The organism is Spirosoma sp. SC4-14, from assembly GCF_037201965.1.
Taxonomy (GTDB): domain Bacteria; phylum Bacteroidota; class Bacteroidia; order Cytophagales; family Spirosomataceae; genus Spirosoma.
This window is the reverse complement of sequence record NZ_CP147518.1, coordinates 4,095,146-4,112,229: the sequence shown is the minus strand read 5'-3', so window position 1 is coordinate 4,112,229 and position 17,084 is coordinate 4,095,146. Positions and strand designations below refer to the sequence as shown.

Below are 17,084 nucleotides of genomic sequence, written 5' to 3'. Positions count from 1 at the left end.
TTGTGCTGCGGGGAGGTTTTGGATTTTTGCTTACGGAGTAAGTAACTACCTGTGACTCTGTTGTGTATAACTGAACTATTTTATAGATAGCTACCCCAACCTTCGGTCTAAATGCTCAATACCGATAAATAATTCCGTTTTGTGGAGACCGTTTCCGCTCTACTTTTGTGATTCTTCATAAATGCGTCAGTGCCTGTAGATTATGTATGGATCTGTATCGACTAAACGATGAAAGGCTGGCTGTTGATTGGGATAGGAGTATGTTGGCTGCTCGGTGTCGGCGCCTGGGCGCGTACCTATACAGATGCAGAAGCGAAGGTGGCCTGGGCACAACTTCAGCGCCAATCACTGACTGAAACAACATTTCGTGAAACCTGCGATCTGATTCAGGACGTAGGACAAACGAATTTACCATTGGCTTATGAGTGGCTGGAAAAATACCAGCGCCGAGTTCAGAAAACAGGAAATCGGCGCTGGATGCATGTGTTGCTGATTAATTGGGGAAAAGGCTACGAATCGCTGAATCATTATGATGAGGCCGAACCAATATTCAGGCGGGCTCGTCTGAATGCAAAAACAATACCACTACTCTATTGCCAGGCGCTTACCTACACGGTTCAGCTTTATTTTGATTGGGGTAAACCCGATTCGTTGTCTCATTATCTGGAGCTGGGCGAACAGGTTGCGCGGAGCGTTAATGACCGGGAAACACTATCGTTATTACGAACCTTTCGGGGGGCTTCTCGTAGTCGGGAGGGGCAACAGGAAGCGATGTGTGCCGATTTTAATGAAGGAATACGGTTAGCAGCGGGCCTTTCAAATAAAAACGCTTTGTTTATGGCTCGACATAGTCGGGCTTCTTATTGCCTGACAGATCTGCAACAACAGGTAATGGCCTTTGATAGTCTCCTGACTTTAGCTACGGACAGTACACTGGCTCACAGTCCTCGTTTTTACCAACGAACAACGGTCTATTTTAGGAGTCCCCGCCCAACTGTGTTGTTTAAACTGGCTCAGTTGAATATGCTGCTGACAGACTACGATAATGCGGGTAAGTTTGCCGATATGGTTTATGATGCATTGGTTCGTCCAAATCCTAAAGCACCGATGGTTCCTTACTTCAATGCAGAGATGGCAATTGTTAGGCTGTATCAGGGAAACAGCAAACAGGCACGTGCTTTTCTTGACTCTAGTCGGCGGCAGTTTGGCGGAACTGAAGGTAAGATTCCGTATTTGAGCTATTTTCTGGCAGCAGGGCTGTTGGCTGAACAGGATGGACAATTAGCGAAAGCGGCCGATTACTATAAACAATCATTGACAAAGGGAACAACAGCCGCTTCGTTTTCCCGGATTCCTCCCGAACTTTTTTATGTTGGTGTTTTGGTTCGAATGGGTCAGTATGAAAAAGCCCAGACTATGCTTAACGCGTTAGCAACGGCTGCAACGACCAATCGTTATTCGGCAATTGGTTTATATTACTACCAGTCTTTAGCCAGTTTGAATAAAGCTCAGGGAAATTATGGTCAGTATGGAAATGCCCTGGACACATATTATGCCATTCGGGATTCGCTGACTAGCTTAAACCAATATCGTGCTGTACAGCAGATCCTGGCTCGTGTCCGGATCAGCGATAAAGAACAGCAGATTCAACGATTAAATAATGAAAAAGAGACCCGTGAGAAACAACTGCAACGGGAGCGATTATTTTATGGCGTCATTATTGGGTTGGCCTTGCTGATTATTGGACTACTGACATTATACGTACGTAATCGTCAGGTACGGGCTCGCCAGCGTGAAGCCCTGCATCAAAGCAAACTCGAACAGCTTGAGCAGCAACGGCAGATTGAACTGATGCAACGGGTAATGGAAGCCGAAGAAAACGAACGTCGATCGATTGCCGATCAGCTTCATAATGAGGTAAACCCATTGCTGGCGGTTGCTACCCTCAACGTATCGTCGGCGCTGGAATCGGTAAGCCCTGAAATGTCGGTTGTGCCAAAATTGAATAAGGCGCAATACATGCTGGAGTCGGTGAGCAGTACTGTGCGCGGCATAAGCCATCGACTGACTCCTTTGCTTATTGAGCAGCTTGGTTTTCGAATGGCTATTGACGATCTGGCCATAAGCGTCAATATGTCTGATAAAGTAAGGCTTACTACTATTGTGGTTGGGTTTGAAAAAGCCCTACCACTACCATTTCTGAGCGATCTTTACCGGATTGTTCAGGAATTAGTGCAAAACATACTTCGGCACGCTCAGGCCACCGAAGCTACGGTTGAAATTATTGAGCACGATCGTCATGTAACAATTATGGTTGATGATAATGGCCTGGGAATCGGAGCCGACGCTGCGAACGATGGACACGGTTTACAAATGATACGGGCTAAAGTAGCTTTGCGAAATGGGCAACTGGACGTTCAGCGTAAAGCAGAAGGTGGCACGCTGGTTGTGATCGATAACCTTGAGATGCCTGAAGCTATGGATTCGGGTAGTTTTCCGGAAAACCAAAGCCAGTCAATTAGTTAACAGTAACTATTTCAGGCAACGGGCCTGTACCGGAACTTTGTTTGGCAAGCGTTGACGACCCTGCGTTTGGAACAGACCCTATGAGACTTCTACTCGCCGATGATCACCCCCTGTTGCTCGACGGACTGCGTAATGTGCTGTCCGACCTGCCCGATGTGGAGCTGCTGCCGTCCGTGAATAATGGGCATCAGTTGCTTGATGTGTTGTATCGGCACCCGGTCGATATGGTATTGCTGGATCTGAATATGCCTAAAACCGACGGTCTGACAGCGCTCAAACAAATTCGTCGTGATTTTCCATCGGTAAAAGTTATTGTTTTTACGAGCTACAACCAGCCGCAGCATATGCGAGAGGTACAGGCATTGGGCGCAATGGGGTATCTGCTGAAAACAACCGATGCTCCTACACTCAAAGCGGCTGTTCGGCAGGTGTGGGAAGGGAAGCCCTGGTTTTCGTATTTACCAACTTCTTCGGCAGCTTCGCCAATCGATACGTTCATGCAAAAACATCAGTTAACGAAGCGCGAGATCGAAATTATTCAGCAGATTGTTGGCGGACGAACAACCCGGCAAATTGCCGATTTGCTGTGTGTGAGTGAGTTTACGGTCAATGCGCATCGTCGGAACATTGCCCGCAAACTCGGCATCGATACGCCCGTTGGCCTGGCTAATTTTGCTCGTGAACAGGGCCTGATATAGCTAAAAATCTACTAGAAAAAATTGTGATGTCAAACCTCCCACTCCTTCGGCAGTCCCAACTGGCGGGCATAATGGGCTGGTGCTGCATAATGTACCCAGGTAAGAAGTTTATTGATATCGTCGGCAAACTCGATGTGATAATCCGGGTCGAGCTTTTCCACTTTTTTCAGTACCTGCTCTGTTCGTTTGGCGATGTATTCGGCTGCTTTGTCGGTGCGGGAATTGTATTTCTGAAGTAAATGGGCGTTGTGCTCATAAAAGGTATTGAGCATATACAGCATCAGTTCAACTTCGCCATATTTGTCTTTTGTAACCTTTAGATGGCGGCTGATGTAGCCACTTACCGTACGCATATCCATCATGACCCAGCCCGCCGAGTCCTGATGAAGCTTTGCCGTTCGGCTAATAAACTGACGGATTATATCCCGCCGATCGTCGAGCGTGGCACTGTGTTCAACGAGTTCAAACTGGAGCCGCTCGGTCAGGACAGTGTCTTTAGCGATCAGCCGCAGGAGTAACTTATCTTTCTCCACACCCGGCATACGGATAATGGCTTTCTTTAAATCGGGGTCAAGAGCTGGCACGAATGACGAATTATAAATGATGAATGCAGTTTCCTGCAGCTAAATTAATTCATCATTTATAATTCATCATTGTCAAACCCCCACCATATCGCCTTCGTCGGCGCGGATTTTTTCTTCGATATAGGTAATGATTTCTGCGGCAACATCAACGCCAGTGGCTTTTTCGATGCCTTCCAGCCCTGGCGACGAGTTTACTTCCAAAACCAGCGGCCCCCGGTCGGAGGGGAGCATATCGACACCGGCTACTTTCAGCCCAAGGGCGCGGGCTGCTTCGATGGCTGTTTGCTCTTCATCGGGAGTGAGCTGTATGGCAACGGCATTGCCCCCCCGGTGAATATTAGACCGGAATTCGCCCTCCAGCCCCTGCCGTTTCATGGCGCCCACCACTCGGCCTCCCACCACCAGTGCCCGTATGTCGGAGCCTTTGGCTTCGGCAACGAACTCCTGCACTAACACATGTTTCTTCAACCCATAGAATGCTTCGATCGTTGATTTGGCCGCTTTAGTAGTTTCGGCCAGCACAACACCAATGCCCTGTGTGCCTTCGAGCAGTTTTATTACTACCGGCGGACCGCCAACGAGTTCGATGAGTTGGGTAACGTTGCCGTTTTTCGGATGGTTGGCAAAAACGGTTTTAGGCAAGCCAACCCCGGCTTTGGAAAGAACCTGCAAACTGCGGAGTTTATTTCGGGAGCGGCTTATGGCCTGCGACTTGGCAGTTGTAAAGACCTTCATCATCTCAAATTGTCGGACAATGGCACAACCGTAATCCGTTACGGATGCGCCAATTCGGGGTACAATCGCATCGAATGGATCGAGTTCGTGCCCTTCGTAGAGAACCGAGGGCTTGCCCCCTTCAATCATGACCTGACAGTTCAGATGGTTAACCACAACACCCTCATGGCCACGCTCGCAGGCGGCTTCAAGAAGTCGTTGGGTCGAATATAGATTCGGATTAGCCGATAAAATGGCAATACGCATGGGAACGTAGTCTTTTGGGTTGGTTTTTTTGCTGAGTTGATTAGGTGCTGAAAACCTGCTGGTTTCTTAGCGAGCGGCAACCGTTTCGGCAACTGGCCGACGACTGTTGAGTTTAGCTTGATAGGAGAGATTTTTCTGCGCGACGTCGACAACGAAACGGTTGCGAAGTAGTTTGCGGCCAATTAGAACCGGGTTTTTAAGGTTTTCGCGGTCTGCAAGCGTAAATTCTGTTCGGATAATTCGCCCAAACAATATGATTCGGGTCTTGATAACGTATCGTTTTTCAGCTACACCAAATGAATTGCGGATCATTCGCTGGCTGAATTCATCAGTATAAAACCGGCGGGTCGACTCATCGGTTTTGCCTAACAGCCAGAAGCTTAATTTAGTTTTCGATCCTGACTTTACCAAACGCACATCTTTGCAATGCAAAGACGATGTATAGGCTCCTGTATCAACTTTTACCTGCACGTCGGTGAGCGCCAAATCCGGAAAATCGACAAGGTCAGTCATGCCAATTGTCTGTAAGGGCCTGGGCGTCTTTGGTTTCGACGGGCGGGGTTTCATAAGGGGTGGGGTTATAGTTTTTAGGGCACTGTATTAGGAGGAACAGGCAAATTGGCAGCGCATCCATAAACCATAAACCATATGCCTACGACCGTATTAACCGACTAAAGGTGAGTGATATGTCCAGCATAATCATTTTGGCGCGGGCATTTCGTTCGAGATGATAAGCCGCTTCATTTAAGTCGTTTACAATCCGCTCAATATGGGTACTAGTCAGAACTTTAGAGAAATTTTTTACGAACGCCATTTCATCATCGGGCAAACGGAGGAGCGCACCAGCCCCTTGTTGCCACAGAAACAAATCGCGGTATAATCGGATACTGTATTCAAGTAATCCTTTTTGCTTGTCTTTGCTGAAACCATCAAACTGGTCGGCCTGTTTTACCAGGGAGATTAAATCTTGCCGATAGCAGGTACGCATCCATTCGGCAAACCAGTTGTGGCGATCTGTTTCGGCTCCTTGTCCGGTTTCGCTACGGTTCAGTTGCAGCGCTACCGATAGGTTACCATCAGCCAGATAGGCAATGCGCCGGGCCGTTGTTTCATCCAGATTACTGTATTGCCGCAGGTGAGTGGCCACTTCTTCGTCGGTGAAAGCCCGAACGGCTATGCGCTGCGTACGCGACAGAATCGTAATCAGCAGTTTATCGGACTGATTGGTCACCAGCAGAAACAGCGTTTGAGCTGGTGGTTCTTCCAGTACTTTTAGCAGCGCATTGGCAGAGGTCACGTTCATGAGCTCCGGTAGCCAGATGAGCATGATCTTATAAGCTCCTTCATACGATTTAAGCGAGAGCTTCTGCAAAATACTGCGCGCTTCTTCGGCCGAGATATTTCCCTGTTTATTGTCGGCACCAACTGTTTCCAGCCATTCCGACAGTGTGCGATATGGCTGATCGATCAGAAATTTACGCCAGTCGGCAAGGTAGGCTTCCGACGTTTTCCCTTTGGCCATATTGGCCACCGGAAAAACCATGTGCAGATCGGGATGAACGAGTTTCTGAATTTTTATGCACGAAGCGCATCGGCCACAGGCATCCTGTTCCTGTTTGTCTTCGCAGTTGACATACTGAGCCAGTGCCAGTGCCAGTGCCAGATTCGCACTGCCCACTCCGCCGTCGAAGAGCAAGGCATGAGCCAGGTGGTTGGTTTGAACCGCCTGGAGCAATAACTGCTTGGTTTCTGTATGGCCAACGATTTCGTTAAAGAGCATAACTGGAGAAACAGACGCTAAGAACAAATAGCTAGGGTTGGGGCACTACAAGTCATTTAGTGAACTAAACGGATGATTGTCGGGGGTGGGTCTTCGTTCAATATTGAAAATTTCCCGCAAAATTGCTTCCTCCTGGTCATTCAGATCCATATCGCGCCGTTTGAGTGCTTCCGAAGCTACATACAGGGCTTTGTCGAGTCGGTAGGTAGCAAACCCATCGATTGCTCCTCCCCACGAAAACGATGGGATGAATTTGGGCTGGAAACCGCTGCCAAATACGTTGACACTGACACCGACGACCGTTCCGGTGTTGAACATGGTGCTGATGCCGGCTTTGGTGAAGTCGCCCATCATCAGCCCGCAGAAAATCCGACCCGTATCCTGGAGTTTACCGGCAGCATAGGAGTAGAGCCTAACGTTGCTATAGTCGTTTTTTAGATTCGAGTTGTTGACGTTGGCACCCAGATTACACCATTCGCCGATGACCGAATTTCCCAGAAAACCGTCGTGTGCTTTGTTGCTATAACCAAAAAAAACGGAGTTGCCAACTTCGCCACCAACTTTGCAGTAGGGCCCAATTGTGGTGTTGCTCCGCATCTTGCCTCCCCAATTTACGGTCGATCCTTCGCCGAGAGAAAACGGGCCAATCACTACCGATCCTTCACTGATAGTAGCATTTCGGCCAATGTAAATAGGGCCACCTTCTGCGTTTAAGACAGAAGCCCGAATGGTAGCGCCGTCTTCAACAAAGATATTTTCGGAGGCATAACAGCGGGTAAATGGATCTGTAATAGGTGCCGACTGCCGCCCGGCCGTAAGGCGGGCAAAATCAGAACGGATCTGATCACCATTTTCCACGAAAATAGACCACAGGTTACTGATGATGGTCAGTGGCTGGGCGAAAGTATAGAACGTGTAGGCATCATTAACCGCCGGTGAACGGTCGAGTGGCTGATCTGTTCTGACGGCTAAAACCAGGCCATCAGCCGTAATGAGTCCTTCGTCAATTGCCAGGCTGGCAATCGAATGCTGCAAGGCGTCGGTTGGGCACACGGCACCATTGACGTAGAGGTTATCGTCGCCCGCGTTTTGCGGAAATTTGATCTGTAAATAAGACTCTGTTAAAAACGATGGAACCAGGCTTAACGCGGCTGCCCATTTTTGGGCAAGCGTTTGAATGCCAATGCGAATTCCGGCCACAGGACGCGTAAACGTAAAGGGTAGAAGCGCTGGCCTAATTGCCGGGTCGTCGAATAAAATCAGATTGGGCATGCGTTTAGAGCAATTGCGGGCGCAAATATTCAACCTTAATTTGAAAAAGAGAACGACTGGTCGTTGGCTTTTCCGTTAAATCTGCTTCAAATGATGAGTAATGGCTCTAGTGAAGCAGGAAACAGTACATTTGTTGATCGTATGACAGCACTGAATTTAGATGATATTATTCTGCGGATTGCCAGTTTGCAGGAAGAAACGGGGCTTTTTCCTTCGTTTCGCAGCAACCCGCTTATTTTTTATCGTCGCGCGGATACCAATGTTTTTTTTACGGCCATTACTGTTTTTACCCTGCAATCGTTGCGACATGAGGTGTCGCCGGTAAGTCGGCAACGAATCGACCAGATCACAGAGCGGGCCAGAGCGGCTTATTCGCTGTTTCGGAACAAAGACGGTTTGGATACCTATAACTTCTGGCCAACCCGGCCTTCCCGCCATTTCCCGAATGGCTATATCTTTCGTCATTTCGAACATTTTCGGATTCCCGATGACATCGACGATACGGCAATGGTTTATCTGACAACCAATCCATCGGCCGACGTTCTCCTCTGGCTAAAAACGAAACTGGCCCAACATGCCAACGGCAGTCAGCGGCAGCGCATTCGAAACACGTTTCCAGCCTATCGACACCTGACGGCCTATTCGACCTGGTTTGGTAAACATATGGGTGTCGATTTCGATGCCTGTGCGCTGAGCAACATCCTCTACTGCATCTTTACCTACAATTTGCCCCATAATCAGCACGATACCGATTCCCTCTTTTATCTGCGATCAATTGTTGAATCCGGACAGTATAGACGTGAACCTTTTCGGTGTGCACCTCATTATGCCCGTCCATCGCTGATTGTTTATCACCTGGCCCGGCTGATGAGTCGGTTTCAAATCGAAGCCTTAGAGCCGATAAAAGCCATATTGCTCGCAGATGCCCGCGACTTGATTGCAACGATTTCTAACCGGGTTGAGCAGATTCTGCTGGCTACCGCCCTGGGTTGGTTAGGAGCGCCAATGCCAGCAATCGACATTGACAACATTGAACAGGATTTTAGCACGTTCCACTTTTTCATTGCAGGCTTATTAACGGCCTACGAACACCCTGTTCTTCGCCAATTTGCCGATAAACCGCTCGTTCATATGCGCTGGCAATGCGAAGCTCACTGCTGGGCGCTGGTAGCAGAATACGGTCAGTTACTGAAGAGTGAAGAATGTAGAGTGAAAAGTGAAGAATAGCTTCGCATCTGTCAAAACTATTCTTTACTCTTTACTCTTCCATACTTTTAATAAGTCTTGGTCATATCGCTGGGAATGGCCAGAACAAAGTCGGCCAGATTCTGATTGTCGGCCGATGGATGATCGGGGTCAGGGATTTCGACCGACGAGATCGTTAGAATCGTGAGCGGCCGGGATGGATTGCCGGGTTGCTGCTGACGCAAATACCAGACGATACCCTCGAAGTTTTTTGAATGATAGTCGCCGTTGAAATGCAATAGAGTTTGCCCAGGGTTTAGGTTCTGGCGAATAAAATAAGCCATAGTGGCATCTTTAATGGCCTGTGCCCTGGCAAAGTTGGCGGCACTATCGTTGTTACTGCCATGCGGATTGTTCTGCGCGGATTTACTGTCGTGGCCGCTTCCCGATCCCATCATGTCGAGCATTGCTTTATAGCCGGGCAGAGTCAGGTCAACGACCAGTGGGAGCGGGGCAATCTGGCGTTTGGCTTCGGAGGGTAGCGTATCGAGAGCCGTCAATCCGTTTCGGGCAACGAGGCTGGCATATCGACGCGGAATATTGGTGGCGATAAATGGTATTTTATGCTCGCGGGCAAAATTGGCAATCGGTTTGTAATCTGTATCGAAATTGGGCCATAGCCGGGCCTGTGCTGCCAGTTCTTTATCGGTAGTTCGACCGTCAATAAAATTGGTCAGAGCCGTTTGGTTGTCGGTTTCAAACATTTCGGCCCCCAGCACCAGCGATCCTTTTTTAGCTGCTTCCAGATCTTTAGTTAATTGTAGCTCAAGCCAGTGACAGATTGGATTGTTATGAAGTTCGCCAAAGAGAACAACATCGGCTTCTGCGGCATCGTGGAGCAGTTTTGCATAGGTAGTGGCTTTAAGTTTGGACCCATATAGCCGGTAGGCAGGCTTGTCGGGGCGAAAAGCAAAGGCAAACAGGCAGAGCAGAAGCAGAGCGAAACGCATAACGAAGGAAAAGACGTGTATTAAAGTAAATACCTAAAAGTAAAGCCCAAACAGTTAAGGTAAAGGATTATTCGATTTATTTGTTCGTTTTAGGAGATAATCAATGGATGGCGAAAGCTAAATATCGTGTAATTTTATAGCTCGCCTACCGTATACAAGCTTCTGAGAACTTCGTGTAACTAATTGACCAAACATTTGGTTACGCCTGCGTATAACCATTAACTGGGTTATTGGTCACGGGGCATTAGTCATGCATAGGCTATGATCCCAATGACTGATGACCCCTGACCAGCAACGTTACCTGCCCTTATACATGACTCTTTTTGAAACGTTACGTGATTTTTCCCTTTTCGATTCTGTTCCCGACGAACAGCTACAATGGTTAATCGATAAGGCAGATGAGAAGACTTATCCAGACGAATATACCATCTATAGCCAGGGCGATACCGTCGACCACATGATTGTACTGATTGACGGGCGTATCCGAATCGATAGTGTTACGAAAGGGAAAGAAGGCGAGGAGCTAATTTATGACCCGTGTTCGGTGCTGGGTTTGCTGCCCTACTCCCGTATGAAAACAACGCCGGGGCGAATTGTGTCCATAAAGCCTTCCCGTGTTTTGCTGCTTCACCGCGATTATTTGCGGGAGTTATCGCAAAGCCAGTATGAGCTAACGGCTGTTTGCGTGCAACGGATGATTACGCGCATCAAAGATTTTACGGTACTCAGCCAGCAAACCGAGAAAATGGCGTCGTTAGGGCGCCTTTCGGCTGGTTTGGCCCATGAGCTGAATAATCCGGTAGCGGCTGTTGTTCGCTCGGCCGATACGTTGAAATCGCATTTGCGGGCAACTCCCGAAGCCTTCAAAACGGTTATGAACCTCCATCTGAACGATGAACAGGTCGATACGGTAGGTGCCGTATTTTTTAGAAAAATTGATGTGCCTCAACCAGCGTTGTCGTTGCTGGAGCGTAGCAGCCGGGAAGATGAACTAACCGATTGGCTCGATGATCATGGCATTGACGATAGCATGGACCTGGCGGGCCCGTTAGTTGAGTTTAACGTTATGGTCGATGAGCTGGACTGGTTGCTGGAAAAGATCGGCGATGAAAATCTGGGGGGCGTTGTTAACTGGATTGTAAATAATCTGGTAACCGAAAAGCTGGTTCGGGAGATCAGCGAGGCATCCAAACGGATTTCGACACTGATCAATTCGATCAAAAACTACACTCATATGGACCGTGGGGCTGGCAAAGAGCAGATTCATCTGGCCGAAGGCATCCGCAGTACCTTAACCCTGCTGGAACACAAAGTAAAAAGTAAACACATTGCCATCTCCCTCAACCTGGCCGACGATCTGCCAACGGTTTGTGGCTGGCCGGGTGAGCTGAATCAGGTATGGACCAACCTCATCGACAATGCCATCGATGCACTGCCCGATGGTGGAAAACTGCAGATTTCGAGTGAACCCGACCGGCGATCTGATGGAACCGAGTTCGTACTGACAAAGGTGGTTGATAATGGATCGGGTATTCCGGCCGACATTCGCGATAAAATATTTGAACCCTTTTTTACGACCAAAGAAATCGGGAAGGGCACTGGACTCGGGCTCGATATTGTGCAGGGAATTGTGAAGCACCATAACGGTTCTATAAAAGTGCAGTCCGAACCGGGCCACACCGAATTCAGCATTTGCCTTCCCGTTCAATAAATTTAATGAGTGAATTAGCGATTGAGTGAATTGTAAAAGCGATGACTCATTTGCTGATTCACTCAATTACTCAATCGCTAATTCGCACAATATAAACCTATGCGCCTTCCTATTATTTTTTCCGTTGACGACGATCAGCAGGTATTGCAGGCTATTCAGTATGACCTGCGAAAACAATACCGGAAACAATACCGGATTTTATCGACCAGTTCGGCACACGAAGCCCTCGATTCGTTAACCGAATTGAAAAAAAAAGGCGAAGAAATTGCCCTGTTTCTGTCGGATCAGCGAATGCCCGAAATGACCGGGGTGGAGTTTCTGGCCCAGGCCCGCAAGGTGTTTCCTAATGCCAAAAGGGCGTTGTTAACAGCCTATTCGGATATTGATGCGGCAGTACGGGCCATCAATGAAGTGCAACTGGACTACTACATTGCCAAACCCTGGGACCCGCCGGAAGAAAAACTGTATCCGGTGCTTGATGATCTGCTTGGCGATTGGATGTCTGATTATCGACCCGCTTTTGAAGGACTAAAATTGGTGGGATATCAATTTTCGCCTGAGTCGCATAAACTGAAGGATTTTATGGCGGGTAACCTGTTTCCCTACCAGTGGCTCGACATTGAAAGCGACCCGCAGGCTCAGGAACTGCTCAACCTGCACGGAGTAGACCGTAGCAATTTGCCCGTTATTGTGCTCGAAGATGGCTCGGTACTGACCCAGCCAACAATTGCAACATTGGGCGAAAAACTGGGCTTACAACCCAAAGCGTCACAAAGTTTATATGATCTGGCCATTGTTGGTGCCGGACCGGCTGGTTTGGCGGCTGCGGTATATGGCGGATCGGAAGGGCTCCGAACCATTCTGATCGATAAGCGGGCTCCTGGCGGACAGGCTGGCACCAGTTCACGGATCGAAAATTACCTCGGTTTCCCGAATGGATTGAGTGGTGCCGATCTGACTCGGCGGGCCATCAGTCAGGCACAACGGTTTGGTGTTGAGTTTCTGGCTCCCCAGGAGGTGGTAGCCATCAAATCGCAGGGGCAGTACAAACACATTGCCATGTCGGATGGGAGCGAAGTAGTAACGCGGTCCATTCTGTTAAGTACGGGCGTGTCGTATCATAAACTGGAAAACCCTAGTCTCGACAAATTCACCGGTGCGGGTGTTTACTATGGCGCAGCCACTACCGAAGCCTATGCCTTTAAAGATCAGCCTGTTTATATTGTTGGTGGTGGAAACTCTGCAGGGCAGGGAGCCATGTACCTCTCGCGAATGGCTTCGGAGGTATACATTTGCGTTCGTCGGCCCGATTTAGTCGAAACCATGTCGCAATACCTGATCGATCAAATTGACCGGACGCCAAATATTACCGTATTGGGCTGTACCGAAGTGGTTGAAGCACTGGGCAATGAGCGAATGGAATGTCTCACGCTCGAAGATATGAATACCAGAGAGCGCCGGACAGTGAAAGCGGCTGGTCTGTTTATTTTTATCGGTACCAAACCCCTCACCGACTGGATTTCAATGAATATTATCAAGGATTCCAAAGGCTTTATCGCTACCGGACGCGACCTGACCAAGTTTACCGATTTTAAGGAGGTATGGAAGCATGACCGGGAACCCTATCTGCTCGAAACCTGTAGCCCCGGCATTTTTGCGGCTGGCGATGTGCGGTCGGGGGCTATGAACCGGGTCGCATCGGCCGTGGGCGAAGGTGCCATGGCTGTTAGCTTCGTTCATAAATACCTGGCCGAAAACTAATTTGTTGGTCAATAGTCATTTGGACAGGAACAATCACCAATGACTATTGGCCAATAACAAATTTTCAACCTGTTTACATGGAACAACAACCAATTTGTGAGCATCTGAATGCGCTTACCGAAGTGCTTACTCCACAGGAATATGTCTGTGAGGAGTGTATAAAAACGGGTAGTATCTGGGTTCACCTGCGCACTTGCCAAACCTGCGGTAAAACCCATTGCTGCGATTCGTCGCCCAATAAACATGCCACCAAACATTTTCATCGGACCGGACATCCCGTAGTGGCCTCGGGCGAACCGGGCGAACGGTGGCTGTGGTGCTATGCCGACGAACAAATTGTGGGATATTGAACAAGGAAACCCGTATTTGGTTTATAAATAAAGCAACCATCCCCCGATTGTTGTGACTAAAAGCCGTAAACCAAATACTGTAAACCTGAATGATTGCAGAACAGACACTTACTGAACAATACCTACGTGTCCGCACTCACTCCGAAGCAATTTGCCGGGGATTGGAAACCGAAGATTACGTAGTTCAACCGATTGTCGATAGTAGCCCTCCAAAGTGGCACCTGGGGCATACGACCTGGTTCTGGGAAACATTTATACTGGTGCCAAACCTCCCCGGCTACCGCATCTTTCACGATGATTTTAGCTTTGTTTTTAACAGCTATTACGAATCGGTAGGCAAGCGCGTTTTGCGCACTGACCGGGGCAATCTGAGCCGACCGACCGTGGCGGCCATTTACGCATATCGCGCTTATGTCGACGAGCAAATGGGCCGTTTTCTGGATACGTCCGACATTTCTTCCGAGCTATTGGCGTTGATACAACTGGGGCTGAATCACGAGCAGCAGCATCAGGAACTGCTCATTACCGACATCAAATATATTTTAGGGCACAATCCCTTGTTTCCGGCTATTGAAATACCTCTTCACGTACATGAGCATATAGCAGGGCGGGAAAACATCCGTATCAACGAAGGGGTATATCCCATCGGATATGCCGGAACCGGATTCTGCTTCGATAATGAGCTAAACCCACACAACGTCTATCTGAACGATACCCTGTTGGCAGGCAACCTGGTAACCAATGGCGACTATATGGCGTTTATAGATGCGGGCGGTTATCGGCAGTTCAGGCACTGGCTGTCCGATGGCTGGGCGTGGGTGAAGGCGAACCAGATTCAGGCTCCACTCTACTGGCATCAGATCGATGGACAGTGGTGGCACTACACCTTTGATGGTCTCCAGCCTGTTGCGGCCGACGAACCGGTTTGCCACATCAGCCACTACGAAGCCGATGCCTATGCCCGCTGGAGAGGGCAGCGCCTGCCCACCGAGTTTGAGTGGGAAGCTGCGGCCAGCCAGTGTAACTGGGGGCAACGGTGGGAATGGACCAATTCGGCTTACCTGCCTTATCCGGGTTTTATAACCGCCGAAGGGGCCGTTGGCGAATACAATGGCAAATTCATGAGCGGTCAGATGGTGCTGCGGGGCGCGTCGGTTGCTACGCCCGACGGGCATTCGCGCCTAACGTATCGCAATTTTTTTCAACCTGACAAACGATGGCAATTTACGGGAATACGACTAGCGATGAGTGTGTAGTGCAAAGGGCAGAGGGATTAGGGCGTGGGGCTGAGGGCCTGGGAGATAAGCCCGCGAAATTACCCCCAACCCCCAGCTCGATGCTCCACGTTTCGAGCCCGTCGCCCCTGGCGCAGGAAGTGCAGGCTGGACTGGCAAAAATGCCCAAACGATTATCGTCGCGTTTTTTTTATGATGCCGAAGGAAGCCGGATTTTCCAGGAGATAATGCACTCGCCGGAGTATTATCTGACTCGGTCGGAATTCGAAATCCTGGAGACCTATAAGGCCAATTTACTGCGAATGTTTACTCAGTCGGAGCATCGCTCTTTCGACCTGGTTGAACTGGGAGCGGGCGATGGCCTGAAAACCAAAATTCTGCTGGGCTTCTTTGTCGATCAACGGGTTGACTTTGCCTATGCCCCGATCGATATTTCGGCCGATGCGCTCGACGGCCTGATTGCCGATGTATCGGAGCAATGGCCTCACTTGCAGCTAAAACCACAACACGACGACTATTTTAATTCGCTTCAGCAGTTATCGGCCAATGCCAAGAGCCGCCGGATTGTGCTGTTTCTGGGTTCGAACATCGGTAATTTTACTCCCGACGAAGCCCTCGATTTTTACCGGCAACTTCACGATCGACTCTTGCCCGGCGATCTGGTGCTGACAGGGTTTGATTTGCAGAAACACCCGGCCGTCATTCATGCGGCTTATAATGATCAGCAAGGATTAACCAAAGCATTTAACCTGAACCTGCTCCGACGAATCAATCGGGAGCTGGATGCTAATTTCAATCTGGATGCTTTTGATCATTACGAAACCTACAGTCCCGAAACGGGCGAAGCTCGTTCGTATCTGGTTAGTCAAAAACAGCAGGTAGTCAGCATTGGGGCCTTAGACCTGATTGTGTCGTTTCAGGAGGGAGAAATTATTCATACCGAAATTTCCCGCAAATTTACCCGGTCACAAATAGAACAATTAGCTACCCAGGCTGGCTTTACCCTCAACGGCTGGTTCATGGACTCTAAAGGGTATTTTGCCGACGTTGTATTTACCCGAAACTAAGAAATGTAGTCATTTGGCATTGACTAATTAGCCATTGGACTAAAGGCTAATGACAAATAAGCCAATGCCAAATGACTAATCGCCATTCGTCTAGTAGCTTCTCCGTTCATCCCTTATCCGGGCGTTTTTGCACTTCTCATAAAATATTTTCTTTCTAATTCCGACTACCTTTCTGTAAAGGAAATTAGAAAGTGATTACCATACCCGGAAATACGCTGGCTATCGACGCTACATCATCCACCGAAAAGCCCACTGCCAATCAACTTGGCGAGACGGTTCGTAAAGAACGGGGCCGGTTGCTGGCGTTTATCCGTCGTCGGTTGCCCGACCCCGACGAGGCCGAAGATGTGTTGCAGGATGTGTTTGTTGAACTGACAGAGGCCTACCGTCTGGCAAAACCGATCGAGCGGGTGGCGTCGTGGCTGTTTTCGGTAGCGCGCAATAAAATCAGCGACTGGTACCGCAAAAGTCAGCCAACTGGAGCACGAACCATTTCCATCAATTCGCCGAATGGAGACGATGACGACGATGCGCCCATCCTGGGCGAATGGCTGGCCGTAGCCGACGATTCGGGGCCGGAAAGCGAGTTTTTTCGTGAATCGTTTATGGATGCCCTAACCGATGCCCTTGCCGAACTCCCTGCCGATCAGCGCGATGTATTTGTACAGCATGAACTGGAAGGGCGGAGCTTTAAAGAAATGGCCGACGAATGGGGCGTGTCGGTCAATACGTTACTGTCGCGCAAGCGATACGCGGTTCTACACCTGCGTGAGCGGCTTCAGGATTTTTACGACGAGCTATTAAATGATTAAATTGTTGAATGATTGAATTGGTAAGGTAGAGTTCATGTGTTTTAAATCGCAACGGCGGGCCGTCATTCAACCGCACGGCGGACCGTCATTCAATCATTCCCAAACTCCTGTT

15 protein-coding genes are annotated in these 17,084 nt (G+C 49.1%); 9 read left to right on the top strand and 6 right to left on the bottom strand.

The features are described from left to right. Positions 1-228: 228 nt before the first annotated feature. The gene (locus tag WBJ53_RS16860; RefSeq protein ID WP_338868185.1) at positions 229-2,526 is read left to right on the top strand and encodes an ATP-binding protein; all 2,298 of its coding nucleotides are present in this window, start codon (positions 229-231) and stop codon (positions 2,524-2,526) included. An 80-nt stretch (positions 2,527-2,606) separates the two neighbouring features. Next, complete coding sequence (locus tag WBJ53_RS16855) at positions 2,607-3,224, top strand: response regulator transcription factor (RefSeq protein ID WP_338868183.1); 618 nt, start codon at positions 2,607-2,609, stop codon at positions 3,222-3,224. A 29-nt stretch (positions 3,225-3,253) separates the two neighbouring features. Here the strand turns inward: WBJ53_RS16855 and WBJ53_RS16850 are convergent, their stop codons facing one another. From WBJ53_RS16850 to WBJ53_RS16830, 5 genes are all read right to left on the bottom strand, one after another. After that, complete coding sequence (locus tag WBJ53_RS16850; RefSeq protein ID WP_338868181.1) at positions 3,254-3,808, bottom strand: hypothetical protein; 555 nt, start codon at positions 3,806-3,808, stop codon at positions 3,254-3,256. 72 nt (positions 3,809-3,880) lie between these two features. Next, on the bottom strand, positions 3,881-4,789 hold the full coding sequence (gene rimK, locus WBJ53_RS16845; protein WP_338868179.1) for a 30S ribosomal protein S6--L-glutamate ligase: 909 nt from the start codon (positions 4,787-4,789) through the stop codon (positions 3,881-3,883). Positions 4,790-4,855: 66 nt separating this feature from the next. Further along, on the bottom strand, positions 4,856-5,356 hold the full coding sequence (locus WBJ53_RS16840; RefSeq protein WP_338868177.1) for a RimK/LysX family protein: 501 nt from the start codon (positions 5,354-5,356) through the stop codon (positions 4,856-4,858). A gap of 85 nt (positions 5,357-5,441) precedes the next feature. Continuing rightward, positions 5,442-6,569 (bottom strand): DNA polymerase III subunit delta, encoded by a 1,128-nt coding sequence (locus tag WBJ53_RS16835; protein ID WP_338868175.1) that lies wholly within the window; start codon positions 6,567-6,569, stop codon positions 5,442-5,444. Positions 6,570-6,614: 45 nt separating this feature from the next. Next, complete coding sequence (locus WBJ53_RS16830; RefSeq protein ID WP_338868173.1) at positions 6,615-7,841, bottom strand: putative sugar nucleotidyl transferase; 1,227 nt, start codon at positions 7,839-7,841, stop codon at positions 6,615-6,617. A gap of 141 nt (positions 7,842-7,982) precedes the next feature. Here WBJ53_RS16830 and WBJ53_RS16825 point away from each other — a divergent pair, with 141 nt between their 5' ends. Continuing rightward, positions 7,983-9,068, top strand: a complete 1,086-nt coding sequence (locus tag WBJ53_RS16825; RefSeq protein WP_338868171.1) for a hypothetical protein — start codon at positions 7,983-7,985, stop codon at positions 9,066-9,068. 47 nt (positions 9,069-9,115) lie between these two features. On the opposite strand, the gene WBJ53_RS16820 is transcribed toward WBJ53_RS16825, so the two are convergent. After that, on the bottom strand, positions 9,116-10,036 hold the full coding sequence (locus tag WBJ53_RS16820) for a ChaN family lipoprotein (protein ID WP_338868169.1): 921 nt from the start codon (positions 10,034-10,036) through the stop codon (positions 9,116-9,118). Between the two features lie 313 nt (positions 10,037-10,349). Between WBJ53_RS16820 and WBJ53_RS16815 the strand changes: the two genes are divergently transcribed. The 6 genes from WBJ53_RS16815 (at position 10,350) to WBJ53_RS16790 (ending at position 16,972) form a co-directional block, all read left to right on the top strand. Beyond that, on the top strand, positions 10,350-11,747 hold the full coding sequence (locus tag WBJ53_RS16815; RefSeq protein WP_338868167.1) for an ATP-binding protein: 1,398 nt from the start codon (positions 10,350-10,352) through the stop codon (positions 11,745-11,747). Between the two features lie 99 nt (positions 11,748-11,846). Continuing rightward, on the top strand, positions 11,847-13,508 hold the full coding sequence (locus WBJ53_RS16810; protein WP_338868165.1) for an FAD-dependent oxidoreductase: 1,662 nt from the start codon (positions 11,847-11,849) through the stop codon (positions 13,506-13,508). Positions 13,509-13,585: 77 nt separating this feature from the next. Next, entirely contained in the window at positions 13,586-13,858 is a 273-nt protein-coding gene (locus WBJ53_RS16805) for a UBP-type zinc finger domain-containing protein (protein ID WP_338868163.1), read from the top strand. 89 nt (positions 13,859-13,947) lie between these two features. Next, on the top strand, positions 13,948-15,114 hold the full coding sequence (gene egtB, locus WBJ53_RS16800) for an ergothioneine biosynthesis protein EgtB (protein ID WP_338868161.1): 1,167 nt from the start codon (positions 13,948-13,950) through the stop codon (positions 15,112-15,114). Between the two features lie 80 nt (positions 15,115-15,194). Further along, entirely contained in the window at positions 15,195-16,160 is a 966-nt protein-coding gene (gene egtD, locus WBJ53_RS16795; RefSeq protein WP_338868159.1) for an L-histidine N(alpha)-methyltransferase, read from the top strand. 191 nt (positions 16,161-16,351) lie between these two features. Continuing rightward, on the top strand, positions 16,352-16,972 hold the full coding sequence (locus tag WBJ53_RS16790) for a sigma-70 family RNA polymerase sigma factor (RefSeq protein WP_338868157.1): 621 nt from the start codon (positions 16,352-16,354) through the stop codon (positions 16,970-16,972). Positions 16,973-17,084: the final 112 nt, after the last annotated feature.

Bases quoted from the DNA above. Each gene is read 5' to 3' on its own strand.
- WBJ53_RS16860 (WP_338868185.1), top strand. From the start codon at position 229: ATGAAAGGCTGGCTGTTGATTGGGATAGGAGTATGTTGGCTGCTCGGT.
- WBJ53_RS16855 (WP_338868183.1), top strand. From the start codon at position 2,607: ATGAGACTTCTACTCGCCGATGATCACCCCCTGTTGCTCGACGGACTG.
- rimK (WP_338868179.1), bottom strand. From the start codon at position 4,789: ATGCGTATTGCCATTTTATCGGCTAATCCGAATCTATATTCGACCCAA.
- WBJ53_RS16840 (WP_338868177.1), bottom strand. From the start codon at position 5,356: ATGAAACCCCGCCCGTCGAAACCAAAGACGCCCAGGCCCTTACAGACA.
- WBJ53_RS16835 (WP_338868175.1), bottom strand. From the start codon at position 6,569: ATGCTCTTTAACGAAATCGTTGGCCATACAGAAACCAAGCAGTTATTG.
- WBJ53_RS16830 (WP_338868173.1), bottom strand. From the start codon at position 7,841: ATGCCCAATCTGATTTTATTCGACGACCCGGCAATTAGGCCAGCGCTT.
- WBJ53_RS16825 (WP_338868171.1), top strand. From the start codon at position 7,983: ATGACAGCACTGAATTTAGATGATATTATTCTGCGGATTGCCAGTTTG.
- WBJ53_RS16820 (WP_338868169.1), bottom strand. From the start codon at position 10,036: ATGCGTTTCGCTCTGCTTCTGCTCTGCCTGTTTGCCTTTGCTTTTCGC.
- WBJ53_RS16815 (WP_338868167.1), top strand. From the start codon at position 10,350: ATGACTCTTTTTGAAACGTTACGTGATTTTTCCCTTTTCGATTCTGTT.
- WBJ53_RS16810 (WP_338868165.1), top strand. From the start codon at position 11,847: ATGCGCCTTCCTATTATTTTTTCCGTTGACGACGATCAGCAGGTATTG.
- WBJ53_RS16805 (WP_338868163.1), top strand. From the start codon at position 13,586: ATGGAACAACAACCAATTTGTGAGCATCTGAATGCGCTTACCGAAGTG.
- egtB (WP_338868161.1), top strand. From the start codon at position 13,948: ATGATTGCAGAACAGACACTTACTGAACAATACCTACGTGTCCGCACT.
- egtD (WP_338868159.1), top strand. From the start codon at position 15,195: ATGCTCCACGTTTCGAGCCCGTCGCCCCTGGCGCAGGAAGTGCAGGCT.